Origin of the sequence: Bdellovibrio sp. NC01, from assembly GCF_006874625.1 — a bacterium.
Lineage (GTDB): Bacteria > Bdellovibrionota > Bdellovibrionia > Bdellovibrionales > Bdellovibrionaceae > Bdellovibrio.
The window spans coordinates 2,054,353-2,074,073 of record NZ_CP030034.1; the positions used below are offsets into that span (position 1 = coordinate 2,054,353).

Sequence of the window (19,721 nt, forward strand, 5' to 3'; positions counted from 1 at the left end):
TTACTTCATATTCTTCGATGTTAACATCTTTCTAGAGGATTCCGTATGGACCTAGAAGGTTTTAACACCATTCAAGTTCTTCATCATCTTTACAACTTAGATCAGTTGCTTATCGGAAAAGATTATATCCGCGCACTTGTACAAAGAATTGGGGAAGAGTTGCACGTGAAATACGTGATGGTGGGCCATGCGATAGAACCCGAACAAACGAAAGTTGAATCCGACTTCATGTGGGCCGATGGGCAATTCGTTGATAACGTGATTTACGATCTAGAAGGAACTCCTTGCGTTCACGTTTTATGCGGCACTCGTGTGAACTGTTACGCGCAAGGGGTTGCTTTGGCATTTCCCGAAGACAAAATGTTAACGAATATGAAAATTGAATCCTACATTGGCGCTCCGTTTTTACACACGGATGGTGGGCTGATCGGATTACTTGTTATCATGGACGACAAACCCCTTGAAGAATATGAAACACTGCAAACAGTTGTAGAGTTCTGTGCTGCCAGAATTGGGACGGAATATCGTCGCATTGCTTTTGAAGAATCACTTCGCAAAGTGAAAGAAAATCTTGAACAACAAGTTCAAGATCGTACCAAAGAATATCAACTCGCCTTTGAAAAACTACAACGTACTCAACGCCAGATGATTTCCCAAGAAAAACTGGCAACCATCGGACGCATCACCTTTGGTATCGCTCATGAGCTTAAAAATCCATTAAACGTGATTATCAACTCGGCAGAGATCATTCAGGACTTAATTCACGAAGATATGTGTGCCGAGTCGATTGAAAAACTTGCGTTGATGATTCACGAACACGGTGACCGCGCGAACGAAATTATCACTTCCATGTTAAAACAAGCTCGCCAAGAATCCGAAGACACGACAGAGTCTATCGACGTCCCCACTTTGATTGATCGCTCTCTAGAAATGTGCTTGCGTTCTTTATCAGATCTATCTTTCAAATCAGATCTTAAAGTTGAAAAAGACATCGGCTCTAATTTAAAAACTTTAGTCGTAAATCCAGCCGGCATCGAGCGGGTGTTTATTAACCTTTTTGATAACGCTCTTTATGCGATGTCGAAAAAATATCATTCTGAAAAAGCTCAAGGATATAAACCGATTATTAAAGTCGCTTTGGAAAAAGTAGAAAAAAATTTGAAAATCACAATCCGTGACAATGGCACAGGAATTCCTAAAAAATTTCTTACCAACCTCTTCACCGAATTCTTTACGACCAAACCAAGCGGCGAAGGCACAGGCCTTGGACTTTATATAGCTCGCCAAACACTACAAAAAAGTGATGGCGACATCAGTATCAACAGTGAAGACGGTCAATTTACAGAGATCATCATCTTCTTGCCACACCAAGAACTTCCGTCCCCTACCTTGAACCCCACAAAAGATATTGCTACGGACAAAAAACGTCCCACAACAAATGAGGCGATGCCATGACTCAAGAGCCTTTAAACTTAATTGTGGTGGATGATGAAAGGGACGTAGGACTTCTGAGCGAATTGAATTTTCGCAGCGCTATTTCAACCGGTAAAATACATTTTCACTATTTTGAAGATCCGCTGAAATGCTTACAGTATTTGGAAAAACACGACGGCGGTTCTGATACTTTAGTTTTGACTGACATCAACATGCCAGAACTGACTGGCTTTGATTTACTTGAAAATATTCGCGATAAACACCCGAACGTCTTGGTATTTATGATGAGCGCCTACGACGATAACGACTGTATTGAGAAGGCCATGCGCTTAGGTGCGACCGGTTACTTTACGAAACCGGTCAGCTATAAAAAGGTCAAATCCCGCATCACCGAGGAATTTGGAATTGCGATTTAAATTTATTCTATCGGTGGGTCCATCTGGCAGCGCAAAGGCAACTGCTCATCCGGAAGCTTGCTATACGATTCACCACCCACTGTATGCACATAGATAGAATTCGTTTTTGCACCCTGAGCAATCGGCTGACCTAATGTCAGAATCACACGATCACCTGTTTTTGCAAGACCGTGAGTCACCAACAATTGATCAACTTGAGTCAGGATATCTTCCATCGTTTTGTACGATTTAATCACGTGAGTTTGAATACCCCACGCAAGCTCCATCTGATTCAAAACATCCATATGCTGAGTTACTGAAATAATTCGTGCACGTGGTCTGAAGCCAGAAATGATATTCGCAGTCTTACCTGAAGTCGTCAGACAAATAATCGCTGTCGCATTTAACTTCAACGCACTTAATGAAGCACTTGCCGCAATCGCAGCTGGCGCGCTCAAGAATTCGTTTTCCAATGAAAGCTTGTAGTATTTTTCTTCATTGTTTTCTACTTCGCAGATAATTTCATGCATCGTACGAATACACTTGAATGGATGCTTACCACTTGCAGACTCTGCTGAAAGCATCAAAGCATCAGTACCATCTAAAACGGCATTCGCTACGTCCGTAATTTCGGCGCGAGTTGGGCGCGGATTTTCAACCATGCTATCAAGCATTTGTGTTGCTGTGATCACTGGGCGACCCAATTGGTTACAGACCGAAATAATACGTTTCTGGAAACCTGGTAGACGGCTTTGACCGACTTCAACAGCCAAATCACCGCGTGCAACCATCACGGCGTCACTTAAACGGCAAATCTCTTCCAAGTTTTCAATCGCTTCAATCATTTCGATCTTCGCGATAATTTTGGCGTTGGATTTACGCTCTTCAAGAATTTCGCGAAGTTTACGAATGTCACGAGCATGACGAACGAAACTTAAAGCGATGTAGTCGACTTTATTGGCGATACCAAATTCAAGGTCTTCCAAGTCTTTTTCAGTCATACAATCAACCGGAAGATTTACACCCGGAAGATTCATACCTTTACGGTCTTTCAAAATACCACCGTAAATAACTTCAACATCAAGCTCTTCACCACGAACTTGAAGAACTTTGATTTCCATCAAGCCGTCATCCAAAAGGATTCTTGTGCCAGGCACACAGGCCAATGGAAGTTCTTTAAAGTCAGAAGGAATAAGCCCCGGCTTACCTAAAACTTTTGCTGTTGTAACAACAAGTTTTTCACCAGGTTTGATTTCAATAGAACCGTTTTCGAATTTACCTACACGAACTTTCGGTCCTTGAAGGTCTTGAAGAATCGCGACTGGAGCGCGAAGTTCTTTCGATAATTTTCTTAAAGAGTGAACCACTTTCAAGTGGTCTTCATGGCTTCCGTGAGAAAAATTAAGGCGAGCCACGTTCATGCCCGCCTTAATTGCTTTTTCCAGGTTTTTTTCATCACGAGTCGCCGGGCCAATTGTGGCTACAATTTTTGCGCGTCGATCTGCTAACATCTGAACTATGCCTTCCTAGAGTATGAACTTAACTTCGTAGATAAGTTTTGCATATCCTCTTGGTGGCGTCTATTCATTCTATCAAGTTGATCTTGATGCGACTCGTTGAGCTGAGCCAAACGAGCTTCATACTTCATCTCTACAGACTGTTTTTCACTCTTTGCTGACTTCTCGCGCTCATCCAAGCGTTGAGAATACATATTCTCAACACGTTTCAATTCGCGATCTTGATTCTCTTTAAGAGCCGCAAGTTTGTCCTCATAAGACTTTACAGTTTGTTCCAGGCGCGAATTGAAATTTGCTTCCATACCGCGAAAACGCTCTGTCATGACCTTATTAAGAGCCGTCTGATCTGCCGTTGTCTTTTCACGCTGGCCGTCCATGCGTTCCGTATAGTTCGCTTCCATCTGATCTAGAGAATCGGCGTAATACTTACCTAAGACCTTTTGGTTTTTATTGGTAAGATCTGCCATCTTACGAACACGGCTTTCCGCGTTGTTATTCACTTGCTCTAATTGATCTTTGTGTTGCTGTTGCATCGTTTCGCGTTCTTCGCGATGACGAAGATTCGTGATCGTTGAGTTCGACTTAGCCTCACGGTCCGCGTTCTGCAAAAGCTTTTGCGTACGATCGTTGATATCAGAAATACGGCCGTCATTCAGTTCCTTCATGCGATCGATAGCGTCGTCACGCTGCTCATTCAATTGAGCCATGCGCTTTTCGTAAGCATTCGTTAGATTTTTTCTTTCGATGCCACGCAAACGCTCATTCTTCGACATTTCATTGTTCAGTTTTGAACTTAAACGCTGAATTTTGCTATCACGAGAACGAATTTGACCATTCACTCGCTCATTGACTGAATCACGGAACTCTTCATTCTGCCGATCCAATGCTTCAGTCTTTGCTTCTAATTTATTATCGTATTTATCACGTAAAGAACCGCGTTCCTGATCAAGCAATTGTTGCTTAATATCTAAATTGTCAGCGTATTCTTCAGCGCTATTTTTCACTGTATCAGAGTATTTCTGCGACCAACGTGCATTGTCGGCTTCTCTCATGCGTTCGCTGTTTTTCAAACGACCTTCATAAGATTTGCGCATTTCATCCGTCGCGCGATTTTTAGCAGCCATTTGGTCTTCACTCGAACGGCGCATCGCAGTCACTTCTTTTTCGTGAGCTTCATTAAGCTTACGCGTGTTGCTTTGTACAGATTCTTGGGCTTTTTTACGATTTGCTTCAATAGCTGTATTGAAACGGTCATCACGTGAACTCACCTCATCGTTCATTTGTCCGACGAGATTCTGTTTCTGTGATTCATTGATTTGCTTTTGCTTTTCAAGAGTCGATTCGTAAGCCGATTTTTGGGCTTCACGTTGATCGTAAGCTTCTTCCATCTTATTGCGTAAAGAATTGCGATACGTTTCGCGAACTTCATCAATCTTACGATTGTTTTCGAAGTCTTTGTTCGTCAACGTCTCGCGATTGCGATCTTTAAGTTCCGCAATACGATTTTCATATTCATCAGTAATATTCTTGATTTCTTCGTGATGGCGAGACTCGAGTCGTTTTAATTCCTCGCTACGGCGCTTGGTATTTTCACTCTCACGATTTTCGTATTCTTCGCGAGTTTGTCTGACCCTGTCATCTTGACGAGATCTATCTGATGATGAAATAGAAGACATCCTATCCTCCCAGACCTCAGCTTAACATAAGCAATAGCCCGAGAGAAAACCAGACTTGGCCTTCCCTTTGCGAAATCACAAAAAACAAGACTTTAGTTTAGCGTTCGAATGTGCGTTGAAAGTAGAGACTCTTAAGTTCTTGGCGTTTTTGTTCGTCCAAACGCTTTTTTGCGGCCTCTTTGCGCTCGGCTTCAGCCACTGCAGCAAGTTTGCGCTCTGTCGTGACTTTATAAACGGCGGCGCTCTTTTCAGCCATGTCGCCCCAGTTTTCCTTAAGATCTTTGACTTCTTTGACGAAATTTTCCTTCGATCCTTTATAAAGAGCATTCCACACCGGCAAATGCTCTTTCATATCGATCGGACGAATCATGCCATATTCATTTTGATTCTTAGAATTAAAACCAGCGACCCAAAATTCAAAGCCCGATGGCACTTCAAGTTTTTTACCATCACGTAAAGTCACTTCAAGTTCCGCATCAATATTGCGAATTGTGATTTTGTCGCCCTGATCCAACACCCAGTATTGGCCATGAGTCGCTTTCACTGTCGCATAGACCGTTTCAACTTCAACGTTATTTGCTTCTTCCATCCATACAGTGCCCTTCATCAGGCGCCATTGCTGAGCTGAAGCACGCATCAAAGTCGAATCTTCTGAAGCATGCATTTTAAAATCACCACGTTCCAAGTGAAACACCGGACCCGTGACATGAATTGTGCAGCTTTCTTTGGATTTCAAACATGCCGTCGGCTGTTGCATGACGTCGCCGGAAGCTCTGACTCGAACTTCCATCTGAAATGCCATAATGAAGATCAGAACTCGAAAGAACTTCTTCATTATTTGTACTCTACATTCTGCGCTAATTTCTTAGCTTGTTGTTTCAGAGTTTCGTTTTTGAAGTTTTTAAGAACGGCATTGTAAACTTCGGAAGCTTCTTCAACTTGATTGTTGGCTTCGCTGATTTGACCCATTCTTAAAAGGATAAAACCCGTCAGATCGTTGTCTGGATATTGCGACACCATGGTGTCGATCTCTGACAAACAAGATTTATAGTCTTTCTTTAAGAAATAGCTTTCTGCCACAAAGAAGCGAGCTTCCACATTGTGTTTAGACAACGGGTATTTTTCGACCATCTCATTAAACTGACGGATCGCTTTTTCATAGTTTTGTGACTGGAAAAACTTCTTACCTTTTTCAAAATAAACCGCAGACAAATCGATACCTTCATCGCTTGCCGGAGTTCTGATCGACGAAGCGAAATTCTTCGCTTCGTACTTAGCTTGAAGTTTTTTATTTTCTGGAAGGACCTGCGCAACAGCCTGCTGGAAGTCCTTCAATTGATAAGACAATACAGAATTGCTAAAGCGTTCTTCAGACACCTGCTTTTGCAAGGCACTGATGCGCATTTCGTATTCTTGATGGCCATTAAAATAGCCTGTGAATACGTTATAAACACCTAACAAACCAATCGTTAGGCAGAGGCAAAAAATCACAAACAATGCGTTTTGGTTTTTCATGCCTCACTTATCGGTAAAAACCGATAAATATTGAGACTGTCTTAATTTGAGACTGTGACTCTAGTCTAAGGTATAGACCGTTTCGGCATCGAGCTGCTTCAACTTCCCATCGACATCTTGGCGCGGTTGCACTCGACCCTTCATGATCATCAATTTCTTATCACTCACGCGATACCACAGATGAATGGGATCAACGATAGCGGCAATCACAAAACTTGTAGGCTTCATGCGCAGCTCGATAGCTTTTTGCCCTTTAATCTCTGCATCGCCGACTTTAGTTAAAGTAAAACCTACGGTTTCTTGGCGATCCCAAACCGCGTAGCGCACAGGAATAGCTTTCCCCGCGTTAAAGCTGTCCCAATTTTTTCGAACAAAAGCCGTGAAATTTGCTGGCGTTAAAATCTGACCGTCGATTTTTTCATTCGCAGATTTTTTCTTACCACCAGGACCTTCGTACTCGAAATAGACTTTACCATCGCGAGTGAAGATATGACCTTTTTCTTCGGTCTGCGGACGCTCCAAAGTATAATCTTTTAGTTCATCACCTTGAGCTAAACCTGTTTCTTGCACAACCACTTTGCCATTAAGATCTTGATACGATGTTTTCGAATGTGTTCCATCTGCTGCATCTGTCGTTTCAATGGTTAGTGTGAATAACTTTTTTGTTTGATTTGATTTCAAATCGTACAGAATCGCAGAGGTTTTTTCCTGTGCGAACGCTTGTGCGAAAGAAAAAGAAATTATCAAAGACAAGAAGAAATTCATCATGACCGCCTCCATCATTTCAAGACTTAAAGACTATTTCATTTTATTTAACTTGACCATTTTTAGGGCAAAATTTAATTTTTGCTTCCTGGCACCGAAGGATCGCAAATGAACAAAGCTCAGCTGATTGAAATTGTCGCGGAAAAAACTAAATCCACAAAATCACAATCGGAACAAATTCTCGATGCCACTCTTAAAGCGATTCAAGAAGCTTTAAAAAAAGGCGACGAAGTTAAACTTGTAGGCTTCGGCACATTTTCTCGCACGACTCGTAAACCGCGTCAGGGGCGCAATCCTAAAACAGGTGAAACTGTTAAAATTCCTAGCGCCCATATTCCTCGTTTTAAACCGGGGAAGGATCTGAAAGACGCTCTGAACTAATCACAGGTGCAAATTCAGGGCGGTCTTTCAACTGACACCAACCGCTCAATCCTGTTTTCCAAACATACTGATATGGTGACACTGTTCCCGCGATCAATCCTTCGCGCAACTCTTCAATGGCAAACGGCCCTTCTTGAAGCGCTTTACCACCTTCACCTTGTCCTTTAAGTAAAACCCACTCACGCGTATACAGATCAAACTCTGCCCCCTGCACGACTCCTTGAGTGGCTGGGAATAATTGAAACTCAAATACGCCCCACTCTATCGCCGGCATCCATTTATCATCATCACCGCAGATCAAATCCTGTGGACCGATTTCACCGCGATGAATTTTGCCACGCATTTCTTCCATCGAAAACGGGCCTTGAGGTTTTAAATTCTGACTGCAATACCATTTGTTGCTCATAGTTTTTCTTTCTTACTGTGAAATGGTGCTGGAAGTGATTCGATCACTTCTAAGAATGAATAATAAGCTACTTCGAAATTTTCATTATCTAAAGGCTTCTTTAAAAAGCTTAAGATATTTTTCGTACTAACTAAGTTATCATGATATCCGGCAAACAAGCGCTCCCCCATCATGCCACCCAAAAGACGTGCGGCAATAACGAAGCTCCATTTTTTACGAGGCTGCGCCTGCAAGCGATGTTTCGGCACACCGGTGATAACCATCAATTCATGCATCTTCTGCGCAAGGGCAAGCTGCAATGATTCTTTACCCATATCATTAGGACCCCGCGAAGCCAGGGTCGCTTTGATGTCGGCAATCGTATCAGTTTTACGTTTATGATTGATGATCTTAGAGCCAAAATACGAAATGGCTTCAATCCAAATCAAACGCAGAAAATCTTTCGGCATATCGGTGAAAAGCAGTTTACGACCCGCAAGCTGCGCATGCACGAATTGCATCGCCAAGGTCGCAGCATGGTTCACCGAAGCACGCGCCAGATAAGCCGCTTCAATTTCCGGCAAATAAAAAGAAACTTCATCGGCAATCAAAGCCTCAATCCATTTCAATTTCTTCGCATCGTATTTTTCACGGGCCTGCACCCAGAATGCAGAATCATGTGCGGTATAAACCGACAAATTTGCCGTCGAAACAGGTTGCCCTAATTCTTCAGAAATAATTTGCACATAACGACCGACGTGGTCGGAATAATCGAGTTCTTCTTCCTCGTCGTCATCATCCCAATCGTCATCATCTTCGCTTTCAAACAAAACGCGATCATAAGTCTGCTCAAGATACATCAAGTAGTTTTGCCACTTCACCCACGGCGGAACGCTCATCAAGCAGAACGTATTTTGCGACAACCGAACTAAATCCGTTGTTGCTTCCAAATCTTGTTTTAACAATTGGAAATAGATTTTTTCCGCATTCTGAAAAATGCGTAGAATTTTTTTAGCGCTCGGTTTGCCTAAACAATTCACGATCTCTTGTGGAATATGGGCACCCGCTAAATGCAGATCTCCGTAAATCACAAAAACCAGATGCTCCGGATTCGCTTTAACAATTTCCGCAACTTTTTTGCCCGCAAAGACGTCACGTGATTTTAAAGTTGTGGCATTACGCTTCTTATAGCTTTTGTTAATGCCATACACGCGGACTTTGTTTTTTTGAGCCCAGCGCATTAAGGGACGATAGTGTTCCCAGGGAAAACCCCAACGCGTTTGCCACTGTACGCCCTTTAAAAACTCTTTTTCAGAAAGTCGCCCGGCTAAGTACTTATCGATCTTTTCTTGATCGGCCGCCTCGAAGAATTCCACCGCCAACGATACCGGTCGCCCCGGAGGCAGCGCTCTTAAGATACGGACCTGGGCTTTTTGCGACTGATGAAGGGCGTGGAAATCTCCAATGAGAACTATCTGAGAATTCTGAATTTGCGACCACAGATCTTCTTTCGTCGCGGCCTGCCACTTTTTCGAGAACTCTTGGTCATAGACCTTATGATAACGCATCAATTCAGGGGTGTCCTCCCCCAAACGATGGCGAACCTGCTTTTGCATTTGCAGGTATAGGTCTTTACGAATGCGGATCCATTTTTCTAAGTCGCTCAAACTCTCATCCTTGAGGTGGTCGAAGTATTCATATTTACATAAATTATATTGATTTCAAGCGACATTCTAAGATTGAATAAGGTCATGAAAAATACAGGCAACAAAAACAAGTTCCTACTTCTGGCTCTTATCTTCACCCTTGTCGCCATCGGCGTTCATACTTACCTAACTCAACACTTTTATGGTGTGAAGTTCGGCCTTGCAGAGGGTGAATCCGTCTGTAACATCAACGAAGTCCTTAACTGTGACGCTGTGACTGCCAGCAAATACTCAGCCTTCTTGGGTATTCCTATGGCACTTTGGGGAGCTGCGACGAATCTGATTCTGTTGTTCTTCCTATTCGTAACTCGCTACAACTTGGTGCAAGATCGCGCTAAAACAAGCCGCTATGCTTTCTTAATCTCATTAATTACTGTGATCGCTTCCATCGTGATGGGCGTGATTTCAGTCACTAAGATGAGCAACCTGTGCATCTTCTGTATCTCGGCCTATGTTCTATCAATCTTAGGTTTCATCTGCATTTACCTTGGCGCTGAAAATTTAAGCACAAAAAACATCTCTGACGATATTAAAGACATGTTCGTGACGGATCGTTGGGCTTTGGGTGCATTCATTGCGATCCCCGTATTGGCCTTCATCGGCAACCTTATGTATCTAGAAAGCCATGGCTTAAGCGATATCGAAAAAATCGCAAACGAAAAAGTGACTTACTGGCAAGCAGCTCCGGCGCAAAATTTCGATCCAGCAGCAGGCCTTCAACTTCAAGTTGGTAAAACAGAACCGGTGATGACAATCGTGGAATTCGCCGACTTCCGCTGCCCACACTGCAAACACGCAGCTCCAAGCTTGCACGCCTTCACACAAAGTCATCCTGATGTTAAATTGATCTTTAAGCCGTTCCCTCTTGATGGCACTTGCAACGATGCGATCAAAGGCGGCGGCGATGGCATCTCTTGCGGCTTGGCATTTGCTGTTATGTGCTCTGAGCAAATCAACAAAACAGGCTGGAAAGCACACAACTATTTCTTTGATAACCAAATGGATATCATTCAAGCCAACAGCTTGGATAAAAACTTAGAATCAGTTGCTCCAGTGGTTGGAATTCCAAAAGACGATTTGAAAAAATGCGTTGAAGGCCCAGATGTTCGCGCTTTGGTTGTGAAAATGGCCAACGAAGGTGCAACGGCTCAAATTGGTGGTACGCCAACTGTATTTGTTAACAACAAACTTCTTAGCGGCGGCCAACTACTTCCAGTTCTAGATGCTGCTTACAAATCTTTGAAGAAATAGCCCCCCTGCTCCGACAAAGTCGGAACTCAGATAGCTGAAAACAAAAAAAGCGGAGTTATTACTCCGCTTTTTATTTTAAATTGAAAGTCTTAGTTTAAAAACCGATTCGCTCTGCCAGCCAATTCGCCAGTTTCCCAAAGCCATCATCGAAAACAACGATACTTGTTTTCATCAGGCCATTGACGATATCCAACCAGAAACCCAAGATAATAATACCCACTGTCGCAAGCCACAAAGCGCGCACAACATAGATCGTCGAACGCACGTCAGCCACACGCAAATCACCTTGAATTTTCTCAACAACTTTAAGGATATATTGCAGCTCTTTATAGTGCTCTTTAAACTTTTCACGAAGCTCTTGCTGCTTGGCGCGAGTCAAAGAGTTAATACCTGGAAAACTACGCTTTGCTTTGATCGCATAAATCAAATCAATCGAGTGATGAATATAACGAGTCACCTTGTTTTTGAAATTAGGATACTCGGACGGCTTATCCAAAAAGTCTTTCAACTCTTCAATGGCTCTGTCATAGCGCTCTTCAAGAACCCACGTCAGAATGCTATAGCGCAACGATTCAGGTCGCCCCATTTCTGAGCGATCTACACCCACATCGAAAAAGGCTGATTCTTCCTTTTTCTTTGCTTCTTCTATTGCTGCTGATGCTTCTTTTAAAGCTGGAACTGCCATACCAAATACGTTTCGGCCTATTCAGCGAATTCATTAAGTACATAGATCTTGGTCTAGCTTTCCAGCCCATAGTTTGACGACCAACGTCTCGTCCTGAGATGATAAAGACTAAATGGCGACCTAGACTTCATGGAGGAGGGCTATGGACACCGAAACTTTTCAAAGCGCAAGACTTGGACTATTAGATTTTGAACCTGAACAGGAAGCCCGCCCGGTCATCCCGGCTGTGGGGCAAATCCCATTGCCTGATGAGATGCCGAAGCGTGCAGATCTCAGTCATTTGCCAAAGGAAATTTTAAAATCTTCAACTGTCGAAAACCTTATTTCACAGAATGAAGACCTTATGGCGCGATTGAAAGTGGCTTTACGCCGTCTTTCACTTCTTGAAACCGAAAACCAAAAAATGAGCGAAGAGACGAACAAAGCTCGCCTGGCTCAGTCTTCAATCACAGACCAAATTTTGGTATGGAGAGAAAAAGACAATCTTTGGAAACAAAAATTCGATCAAGTTGAACGCGAAAAAGAAATTCAAACTGAGAAATTGCGTGCTCTTCAAGAACGCGTACGCACAATGACAGCAGATTTGATCCGCCATGAAAAATATCATGATCGTATCAAAACTCAGGTGAAGCCTTACATCACGCAACTGAAAGAGTATTCACACACTCAAGATTTAAAACTGCAAGATCTGGAAACAGATTTAGCTCGCAAAGAAGCGCAGTTGCGTGACATTCGTCATCAAATCATTGAAGTGACGAAGAATTCTCGTTACCAAGTGGAAGCGTCAGAGAAAAAAGCTCAAGAAATGATTCAATTCTATGAGGATCAAATCCAGAGCATGAGCAAAGAACTTCAAGTACTTCATCAAGCTCAAGAAGATCTTGAAGTGAAAACTTTGAAGCTTCATACAGCACTTGAACGCCAAGATGCGCTTGAAAATGAACTTGTGACTTTGCGTAGAAGCAAAGAAGATATGAAAGAGCGCTTGGATGCCGAAATTGAACGCCTTCAAGAACGCCAAAGCGAATTGATTCGTCAGAATCAAAAATTGGGCGTTGAACATGCAGATCTACAGATCCGCGTGGTTGAAGATCAAGAACGCATCCAAACTTTAGAGCGCGAAAATCGCCAGTTTATTGAGCAGCTTGAAAGCCTGCGTTACATGTGGACTGCGAAGAACGAAGAAAATGAAAAACTCAAGGTCGCTGCATCCGCTTTGGAGCGCTTAAACCTTGAGCTCAGTCAGAAATTGAATGAATTAAGAGGAACTACTCAGCCTTAAACGAAGCTGAGTAGTGCATTTTCCACACTTTCGTGGACTTCTAGATTTTTACACTCTGTAAAACTGAAAAGACGTTGGAAATCCGGGTTCAAACCCGCGATTTTCGCGTTCATTTTGTTGTTCGCGTTAAGATCGTTCAATACACCGAAGAACGATTGAATGCCTGAAGAACCGACAAAGTTTAAATTCTTCATGCAAAATACGATTTTTTTATTCTTGAAGTTAGACAAGCAAGCTTGCTTGAACGATTGCGTTTTCTCGATTTCAATACGACCACTCAATGACACAACGGCGATATCGCCATCAAGCAAGATTTTTACTTCCATGAAAGACCTCGTTAGATAAAAAATGACGTGCTATTCCTTAACGGTCTTTAACTGTCACTTTTAGAGTCCAAAAAGAGGCCAGAAAATCTTCAATTTCTAGCTCGACAAACGACCAACCTCTTCCTAGACTTATCCCGTGCTTCAACGCTGGACCATCTTAGTATTTCTACTTCTGTCGCTTGCGACATCGCTGACTTTTGCGCAGGACTCACAGCCCGTAGCCAAAATCCAGGGCATTTTGATCAATGCTGACGATATGTTCCGCGATTCTGAAAAAGAAACTGTTGAACTCGAAGGCAACGTGCAAATTGTCTATCAAGGTCAACACATCAAAGCCGATCGCGCCAAAGTTTACTTGCGCACAAAACGCGCAGAACTTCAGGGTCACGTTGAGATCGTCGATCAAAAAAACTCCATTAAAGGTGACCAAGTTACTCTTGATTACGAAAGCAACACCGGCATTATCTACAACGGTTATGTGCAAGCAGGCCTTGTGCGCTTTAGTGGTGATCGCTTAGAAAAAATCGGCGAATCAGAATTCATCGTTTCAACCGCTGATTACACGGCTTGTACAAACTGTCCATCGACATGGAGTTTTTCAGGAAGTTCGGTACGCGCTGAAATGGGTGGCTATGCTTACATCAAAAGCGCTGTCCTGCGCATCAGCGATGTTCCGGTCTTCTGGCTCCCCTACTTAGTTGTTCCACTAAAGAGTGATCGCCAGTCAGGGCTATTAACACCCGGCTTCGAACAATCCGACACCGGCGGTTTCACATTCATTCAACCTTACTTCTGGGCGATCAATCGCAGCAGCGACGCCACCCTGACCGCAAAAAACTACGAACACAGGGGCTTAAAAGGTTTGGCGGAATATCGCTACATGCTGAATGAGCAAAGCGAAGGTATTTTAAATACGGCTTTATTAGACGATAAGGCCTTCGGTGATGATGAACGTTTGAATCGTTTCCGCAGTCCCGCCGACAAGGGCAGTTCTCTTGAGCGTTGGTTCGTGCGCTATCAGCATTATTATGAAATGCCTGACGACGTTGTCGCGCGCGCACAAGTCAACCTGGCAAGTGACCTTCAATATCCAAAAGATTTCCCTTTTGAGACTGAAAACTACGGTGACCCGGCGATGGAAAATCGCATCTCTGTGACAAAGAATACCAAAGACAGTCACATGAGTTTGGATACGTCCTATTACGTCAACATGTTGCAATCAGATCCACGCGCTGGAAATGACGACGCTGTTCACAGAGCTCCTGAACTTCGCTATTCAGCCACTCAAAAAAGTATTGGCGATAGCAACTTCATTTATTTCTGGGACTTGGACTACGTCAACTTCACTCGTGCAGGAAATGCTTACGATAATATGACGACGGGTGCGACTAGCACGGGGTCACCGCTTAAATATCAAACCAATAACTGTAATAAGCCGAACTGGTCTGACGATCCTGCCTGTCATCCTGTGTACGATGGCGTGTACGACCCCAATCAAGACTTGATCCGTACTGGTCAACGCTTGGATTTCCGTCCATCTGTGTACTATCCATTCCAAATCACTGACGGCTTCGACATCGTACCGTCATTGAATTATCGTGAAACACACTACAACTTTAGCGTGGGCGATGAACAAAGTTACGTTCGTCGCTATCTTCGTACTTCAGTGACAAGCCGTATGATCTTCAGTGGTATTTATGGCGATACGATCAATCCAAAATCGGATCGCTATAAACACGAAATCATCCCCGAGGTCACGTACACAAACATTCCGTGGATTCAGCAGAAAGATCATCCATTCTTTGGCACAGGCCCCTTGAATGATGCTCCTTACTCTTCACGTGATGGCATCAGTGACGGTGACTTAACGTCGCCTTACGGTTTGCAGTTTGACTATCAAGACCGTATTTACGATCGCAACCTTGTGACGTTCGGTTTGACGAACAAACTCACTGAAAAACGCTGGGTGGGCGATCGTCCTGAATATCAACAGATTGCCTCGTTGAAGCTCTTGCAGTCTTACGACGTTTCACAAAAAGATCGCAGCAACAGCACACGCGAACCGTGGTCTGACTTGATGGCGATCTTGGATGTGCGTTTAAAACACTTCCAAACTTATTCGATCTTCGACTACTTCCCTTATCAGGGTGTGACGAACATTTCATCTCGTGTACGCGTGATGGATGATATGGGTCTTTTCGGTCAGGTGGGATTGACTCAGCAATATAAAATCACTCCAGGCCAAGCGGTTCAACAATCAAGCCGTACGGAAGATTATACGTTCGCTGCCGGCTTCGTTTCTGCTTACGTGAACTTGATGGGCCAGGTGGTTTACGATTCCAACTGGCAAGCAGCCGTGAACGGCAAGCCGGTTAAGTCGTGGGCCTACATCGCGCAATTCAAACCACCGGGCGATTGTTGGTTGATCACTTTGATTCAAGACCAAGTTACTGGTGGTGAGGCGAACACACGCTTGAACTTCGAATTCACATTCGACGGAAATCCAAAACCGCCGCTTAAACCAGAGGCCTTGGATCAATTCGGTTTCTAGATCACAGCTCTTCAAAAACTGTGACTGTGAAATTCGAATCCACGAACGCCCAATGAAATTCAACCAGACAATCAAAACGAGCTGCTAAGAATTGCGCAGCTCGCGCAAGGCGTGACCATTGCCGCTGATTCACTCGCGCAGGTAAAAAATCAGCACTGTTCGAGGTCTTCACTTCAACCAATATCAAATTTCCACTGGGCGCACGAAACAACAAATCAACTTCCGCATAGGGAGTTTTCAATCGCTGTCTTAGCAATTCGCAGTTTTTCTTTTTATAATGAAAGATAACGGACTTTTCAGATTCAAGCCCACGAAAGTGGGCCCAATAGAGTTTACTCTTCTTGTGGAAGGTATTCTTTAACTCCGGCGAAGGACTTTCTGTGCCAGATGCACGGTCCGTGTTCGACGATGGAGTTTTTGTGAACCGGCGTTGAGTAGCCTTTGTGAAGTTCGAAGCCATAAGCTGGGTATTGCGCTCCCAATTCCTTCATCAAACGATCACGCGTCACCTTCGCAACAATGGAAGCTGCAGAGATAGGTGCTGCACGCAAATCGCCTTGGATTAAAGTGCTTTGCTCGAAGCCAACAAGGTTTGGAATTTTTTGATTTCCATCTACTAGCACATGCCCTGTTGAAACTTTCAAAGCCTCGATAGCTCTTTTCATCGCAAGCAATGATGCCTGCAAAATATTAAGCTCATCGATCTCTTCAACAGTTGCATGACCGATTCCCACATGATGATGTTTGCAAATCAGCTCTGCCAACTCTTCACGACGTTCTTCGGATATTAATTTTGAATCAGTTACTTGATCAGCAAGTTCATCGGATTTGAAAATGACGGCCGCCGCATAAACAGGCCCCGCAAGGCATCCACGCCCTACTTCATCGACACCAATAATTGGATGTGGAGAGTATTCACGCCATTCCACTTTAGGAAGCTCCGGTTTCTTTTTAGCTGGCTTCTTTATCGGTTTCTTCGCGACTGCGCTTGAAAGTGATTTCTTTGCAGGTTTGACAGCGACCTTGTTCGCCGTCTTAGTCACAGATGATTTACGAGATGTTTTTACTGCCATTGTTCACAATTCCGTCTCAGGTCTACACTCCGGCTTCGCCGGAGTAGAAAAGTCTACCCTCAGCTCTTACGGAATTTATGTATCTCTTTTAGACGGAACTTCAGCAGTCAGTCACGAATGAAAGTATCAGATCATGAATTTGCAAAGGCGCATAAATAATTTCGCCTCGACAAGAACGAACTCGACTCATCGAATGCGAAATCACTCGTATCCTGAAAATAAAAAAGGCCTGGTTTTTACACCAAGCCTTTTTATTAAAATTCAATTTTATAAGACTGAAACTATTCAGCAGCTGCTGTAGCAGCAGAAGCCAATTCAGATTCGATCTTAGCAGCTTTACCAGAAAGGTTGCGCAAGAAGTAAAGTTTAGAACGACGTACTTTACCTACGTTAACCAATTCAACTTTGTCCAAAGCTGGAGAGCTGAACGGGAAAGTTCTTTCAACACCAACACCCGCAGAGATTTTGCGAACTGTGAATGATTTAGCAGCGCCAGCACCTTGGATTTTAGTTACGATACCTTTGAAGAGCTGAACACGTTCTTTTTCACCCTCTTTAACTTTAACGAATACGTTGATTGTATCGCCAGAGCTGAAAGCTGGGATGTTTTTGTTAGCCGCTTTTACGCTGATACGACGAACAAGGTTAGTTTCTTTAACTTCAGATTTAGTTTTCACAGTTTTTTTAGCAGCTTTAGCCATTGCTTAGTCCCTTATGCTCAATTTTTTCTTCAAAAGTAAAACAAGGGTCTACCATGGACCCATTACGCGGTCAAGACAGATACTTACTGCCGATCTCACTGAGAGATGGCGATAATCCTGAGGGGGAGCCCCTCTGATGCTTTCCAAAACTCCGGAGCAAGACTGTAAAAGCTCTTCCGTCAAACCGTTGCCCGTACCAAATAGCATAAAAACGGGTCTTTTTTCTACATGCATTTCATGTCGCAGCTCAGCAAAAGAGTACTTTTTTAGACCTTCATTTCGAGCTGAAGTCGCAATTAACAGAGCTTCAGGAACATTCCAGTCTTCTACGGCCTTTTGAACGCTGTCGGCGGTAAAAACGGGGCCCAATGCTGTTCGGCGCATGGGATTGTATTTCGCCCCTTGCCCCACTCTCCAGTGATCAAGAACGCGCTCAACGAACATTTGCTGATCCTGCATGGGATGGATGATGTAATATCTTTCCACCCCATAGACCTGAGCCGCTCTCGCGATGTCGTGGATATCGAAATTTGTGACATTTGTAGCAACCGTCTTACCCTGGCGATCGCGCACCGGGTGATGCACAAGACCGATAGCTAAGCGCGGAACATAGATTTCTTCAGCCATTAAAATCTTCCTCGACCAATCCTTCAAGACCCAAGATCTTACGATCTCGTTCTGATAAATTCAGCCAAAACTTCTTCAGCTCCATTAATGGAACTGCCGTCTTTTTCTTTTTCAAAGAACGGTATTTTTCATTTTCTAATTCAATATGCGAATGAAATAAATCAGGACGTTTCACCATCGTGACCAAAGCAGAAACTTTGTATTTCCAATCCGCGATTTTCTTATGATCCCCGCTTAATAAAATTTCGGGAACTTCCTGATTCAAATACTCACGCGGGCGAGTGAAATTAGGATGCTCTAAAAGCCCTTCAGAAAAGCTATCCTTATCCGCACTCTCGTTATGGCCTAAAACCCCAGGAACGAAGCGTGAAAGCGCATCAATCACGATCAATGCACCCAACTCCCCGCCTGATAAAACGTAATCACCGACAGAGATCTCTTCGTCGACATAAGTGTTGATAATACGTTGATCAATTCCGCCGTAACGACCGCAAATAAAAACCAGATGTTCTTCTTTCGCCAAAGCTCGCGCCTTCGCGTCTGTCAGAACATCCCCTTGCGGAGAAAGATAAATCACCTTGGAATTCTTATGTTGCACTTTCTGAATGGTTTTTTCGAGGGGCTCTGCCAGCATGATCATGCCGTCGCCACCACCGAATGGACGATCATCGACAGTGCGATGACGATCTTGTGCAAATTCACGTGGAGTGTGGGAAGAAACTTTTAAGAGATCACCCTTGATGGCCTGACCAAGAACGCCGAAACTTGCGGCGCTTTGAACCATCTCTGGAAAAAGGGTGATCACATCAATTTGCAACATTAAGCGTTCTCGAGGTCGAGCAACCCTTCAGGCAAATCCATAACAACAGCTTGGTGCTTGAAATCAATTTTCTTGATGAAAGCATCCACGAATGGAATTTCAACTTTCTTACCATTCACATCAACCACCAAAAGGTCTTGAACACCGTTCGTAGAGAAATCAACGATCTCGCCCAACACAGTTTGTTCAGGATTTTTCAATTTGAAGTTTTTGATTTCAGACAAGTAGATCGTTTCGCCAGGCTTTGAAACCAACAAGTCGTCTTCAATAAAGAATTCGAAGTGTTCAATACCTTCAGCCGCGGTACGATCTGTGATTTCAGCTGCCTTCACGATGATACCTTTTTTAAAAGGCTTCACGCGCTCTACAGTGAACTCTTGAAGTTCTGCTTCACCTTTTCCTTGAAGCGCAAATTTCTTCATGCGCTTAGCCCAAGTGATGTCGCCAGAGAAGATCACAACATAAAGATCTCCTTTAAGTCCGTGCGCTTCTCTTACTTTACCTACTAATTTCATACTTAAACCTTTACTTTAATTATCTCTTTCTTAATCACATTGCTTTTGCCGCAGCGCAAGTGAGTTGCTGTCGCAATGTACAGACTACACTCCCTCACACGGGCCAAATCTCGTTG

General features: G+C 43.6%; 21 protein-coding genes. 6 read left to right on the forward strand and 15 right to left on the reverse strand.

Annotated features, from left to right (window positions below):
- Window positions 1–45 precede the first annotated feature (45 nt).
- Both DOE51_RS09850 and DOE51_RS09855 read left to right on the forward strand, forming a co-directional pair.
- A complete protein-coding gene (locus DOE51_RS09850) occupies window positions 46–1,455 on the forward strand; it encodes a GAF domain-containing sensor histidine kinase (RefSeq protein ID WP_142696397.1) in 1,410 nt (469 codons plus the stop codon).
- A complete protein-coding gene (locus tag DOE51_RS09855) occupies window positions 1,452–1,850 on the forward strand; it encodes a response regulator (protein WP_246845024.1) in 399 nt (132 codons plus the stop codon). The genes DOE51_RS09850 and DOE51_RS09855 overlap by 4 nt, the downstream gene beginning before the upstream one ends.
- 2 nt (window positions 1,851–1,852) lie before the next feature.
- Here DOE51_RS09855 and pyk read toward each other — a convergent pair whose 3' ends face one another.
- The 5 genes from pyk to DOE51_RS09880 all read right to left on the reverse strand — a co-directional run bounded on the left by pyk (window position 1,853) and on the right by DOE51_RS09880 (window position 7,305).
- Window positions 1,853–3,340 (reverse strand): pyruvate kinase, encoded by a 1,488-nt coding sequence (gene pyk / locus DOE51_RS09860; RefSeq protein WP_142696398.1) that lies wholly within the window; start codon window positions 3,338–3,340, stop codon window positions 1,853–1,855.
- 5 nt (window positions 3,341–3,345) lie between these two features.
- Window positions 3,346–5,022: a hypothetical protein gene (locus DOE51_RS09865; protein ID WP_142696399.1), complete on the reverse strand. Its 1,677-nt coding sequence runs from the start codon at window positions 5,020–5,022 to the stop codon at window positions 3,346–3,348.
- 97 nt (window positions 5,023–5,119) lie between these two features.
- Window positions 5,120–5,857 (reverse strand): hypothetical protein, encoded by a 738-nt coding sequence (locus DOE51_RS09870; RefSeq protein WP_142696400.1) that lies wholly within the window; start codon window positions 5,855–5,857, stop codon window positions 5,120–5,122.
- Window positions 5,857–6,537, reverse strand: coding sequence for a tol-pal system YbgF family protein (locus DOE51_RS09875; RefSeq protein ID WP_142696401.1), 681 nt, complete (start codon window positions 6,535–6,537; stop codon window positions 5,857–5,859). Before DOE51_RS09875 ends, DOE51_RS09870 begins: the two co-directional genes overlap by 1 nt.
- A 60-nt stretch (window positions 6,538–6,597) precedes the next feature.
- A complete protein-coding gene (locus DOE51_RS09880) occupies window positions 6,598–7,305 on the reverse strand; it encodes a hypothetical protein (RefSeq protein WP_246845025.1) in 708 nt (235 codons plus the stop codon).
- 105 nt (window positions 7,306–7,410) lie between these two features.
- Here DOE51_RS09880 and DOE51_RS09885 point away from each other — a divergent pair, with 105 nt between their 5' ends.
- On the forward strand, window positions 7,411–7,683 hold the full coding sequence (locus DOE51_RS09885) for an HU family DNA-binding protein (protein WP_142696402.1): 273 nt from the start codon (window positions 7,411–7,413) through the stop codon (window positions 7,681–7,683).
- Here the strand turns inward: DOE51_RS09885 and DOE51_RS09890 are convergent.
- Window positions 7,646–8,089, reverse strand: a complete 444-nt coding sequence (locus tag DOE51_RS09890; RefSeq protein WP_142696403.1) for a DUF4339 domain-containing protein — start codon at window positions 8,087–8,089, stop codon at window positions 7,646–7,648. The genes DOE51_RS09885 and DOE51_RS09890 overlap by 38 nt on opposite strands.
- A complete protein-coding gene (locus DOE51_RS09895) occupies window positions 8,086–9,735 on the reverse strand; it encodes a ChaN family lipoprotein (RefSeq protein ID WP_246845026.1) in 1,650 nt (549 codons plus the stop codon). Before DOE51_RS09895 ends, DOE51_RS09890 begins: the two co-directional genes overlap by 4 nt.
- 84 nt (window positions 9,736–9,819) lie before the next feature.
- Between DOE51_RS09895 and DOE51_RS09900 the strand changes: the two genes are divergently transcribed.
- Complete coding sequence (locus DOE51_RS09900; RefSeq protein ID WP_142696404.1) at window positions 9,820–11,025, forward strand: vitamin K epoxide reductase family protein; 1,206 nt, start codon at window positions 9,820–9,822, stop codon at window positions 11,023–11,025.
- A gap of 94 nt (window positions 11,026–11,119) precedes the next feature.
- Here DOE51_RS09900 and DOE51_RS09905 read toward each other — a convergent pair whose 3' ends face one another.
- Complete coding sequence (locus DOE51_RS09905) at window positions 11,120–11,710, reverse strand: hypothetical protein (RefSeq protein WP_142696405.1); 591 nt, start codon at window positions 11,708–11,710, stop codon at window positions 11,120–11,122.
- Window positions 11,711–11,852: 142 nt separating this feature from the next.
- Between DOE51_RS09905 and DOE51_RS09910 the strand changes: the two genes are divergently transcribed.
- Window positions 11,853–12,992, forward strand: a complete 1,140-nt coding sequence (locus DOE51_RS09910) for a hypothetical protein (protein ID WP_142696406.1) — start codon at window positions 11,853–11,855, stop codon at window positions 12,990–12,992.
- Here the strand turns inward: DOE51_RS09910 and DOE51_RS09915 are convergent.
- Window positions 12,989–13,318, reverse strand: coding sequence for an STAS domain-containing protein (locus DOE51_RS09915; RefSeq protein WP_142696407.1), 330 nt, complete (start codon window positions 13,316–13,318; stop codon window positions 12,989–12,991). The two genes, DOE51_RS09910 and DOE51_RS09915, sit on opposite strands and share 4 nt — an antisense overlap.
- Before the next feature lie 136 nt (window positions 13,319–13,454).
- On the opposite strand from DOE51_RS09915, the gene DOE51_RS09920 reads away from it, so the two are divergent.
- Window positions 13,455–15,869 carry an LPS-assembly protein LptD gene (locus tag DOE51_RS09920; protein ID WP_142696408.1) on the forward strand — a complete coding sequence of 805 codons (2,415 nt, stop codon included), beginning with the start codon at window positions 13,455–13,457 and terminating at the stop codon, window positions 15,867–15,869.
- Between the two features lies 1 nt (window position 15,870).
- Here the strand turns inward: DOE51_RS09920 and DOE51_RS19180 are convergent, their stop codons facing one another.
- The 6 genes from DOE51_RS19180 to rimM all read right to left on the reverse strand — a co-directional run bounded on the left by DOE51_RS19180 (window position 15,871) and on the right by rimM (window position 19,605).
- The gene (locus tag DOE51_RS19180) at window positions 15,871–16,155 is read right to left on the reverse strand and encodes a YraN family protein (RefSeq protein ID WP_256373183.1); all 285 of its coding nucleotides are present in this window, start codon (window positions 16,153–16,155) and stop codon (window positions 15,871–15,873) included.
- A 46-nt stretch (window positions 16,156–16,201) separates the two neighbouring features.
- Window positions 16,202–16,942, reverse strand: a complete 741-nt coding sequence (locus DOE51_RS09930; protein ID WP_142696410.1) for a ribonuclease HII — start codon at window positions 16,940–16,942, stop codon at window positions 16,202–16,204.
- 281 nt (window positions 16,943–17,223) lie between these two features.
- Window positions 17,224–17,643 carry a 50S ribosomal protein L19 gene (rplS, locus tag DOE51_RS09935; RefSeq protein WP_142696411.1) on the reverse strand — a complete coding sequence of 140 codons (420 nt, stop codon included), beginning with the start codon at window positions 17,641–17,643 and terminating at the stop codon, window positions 17,224–17,226.
- Between the two features lie 48 nt (window positions 17,644–17,691).
- On the reverse strand, window positions 17,692–18,270 hold the full coding sequence (locus DOE51_RS09940) for an RNA methyltransferase (RefSeq protein WP_142696412.1): 579 nt from the start codon (window positions 18,268–18,270) through the stop codon (window positions 17,692–17,694).
- Window positions 18,263–19,090, reverse strand: coding sequence for a tRNA (guanosine(37)-N1)-methyltransferase TrmD (gene trmD / locus DOE51_RS09945; RefSeq protein ID WP_142696413.1), 828 nt, complete (start codon window positions 19,088–19,090; stop codon window positions 18,263–18,265). The genes DOE51_RS09940 and trmD overlap by 8 nt, the downstream gene beginning before the upstream one ends.
- Complete coding sequence (rimM, locus tag DOE51_RS09950) at window positions 19,090–19,605, reverse strand: ribosome maturation factor RimM (protein WP_142696414.1); 516 nt, start codon at window positions 19,603–19,605, stop codon at window positions 19,090–19,092. Before rimM ends, trmD begins: the two co-directional genes overlap by 1 nt.
- Window positions 19,606–19,721: the final 116 nt, after the last annotated feature.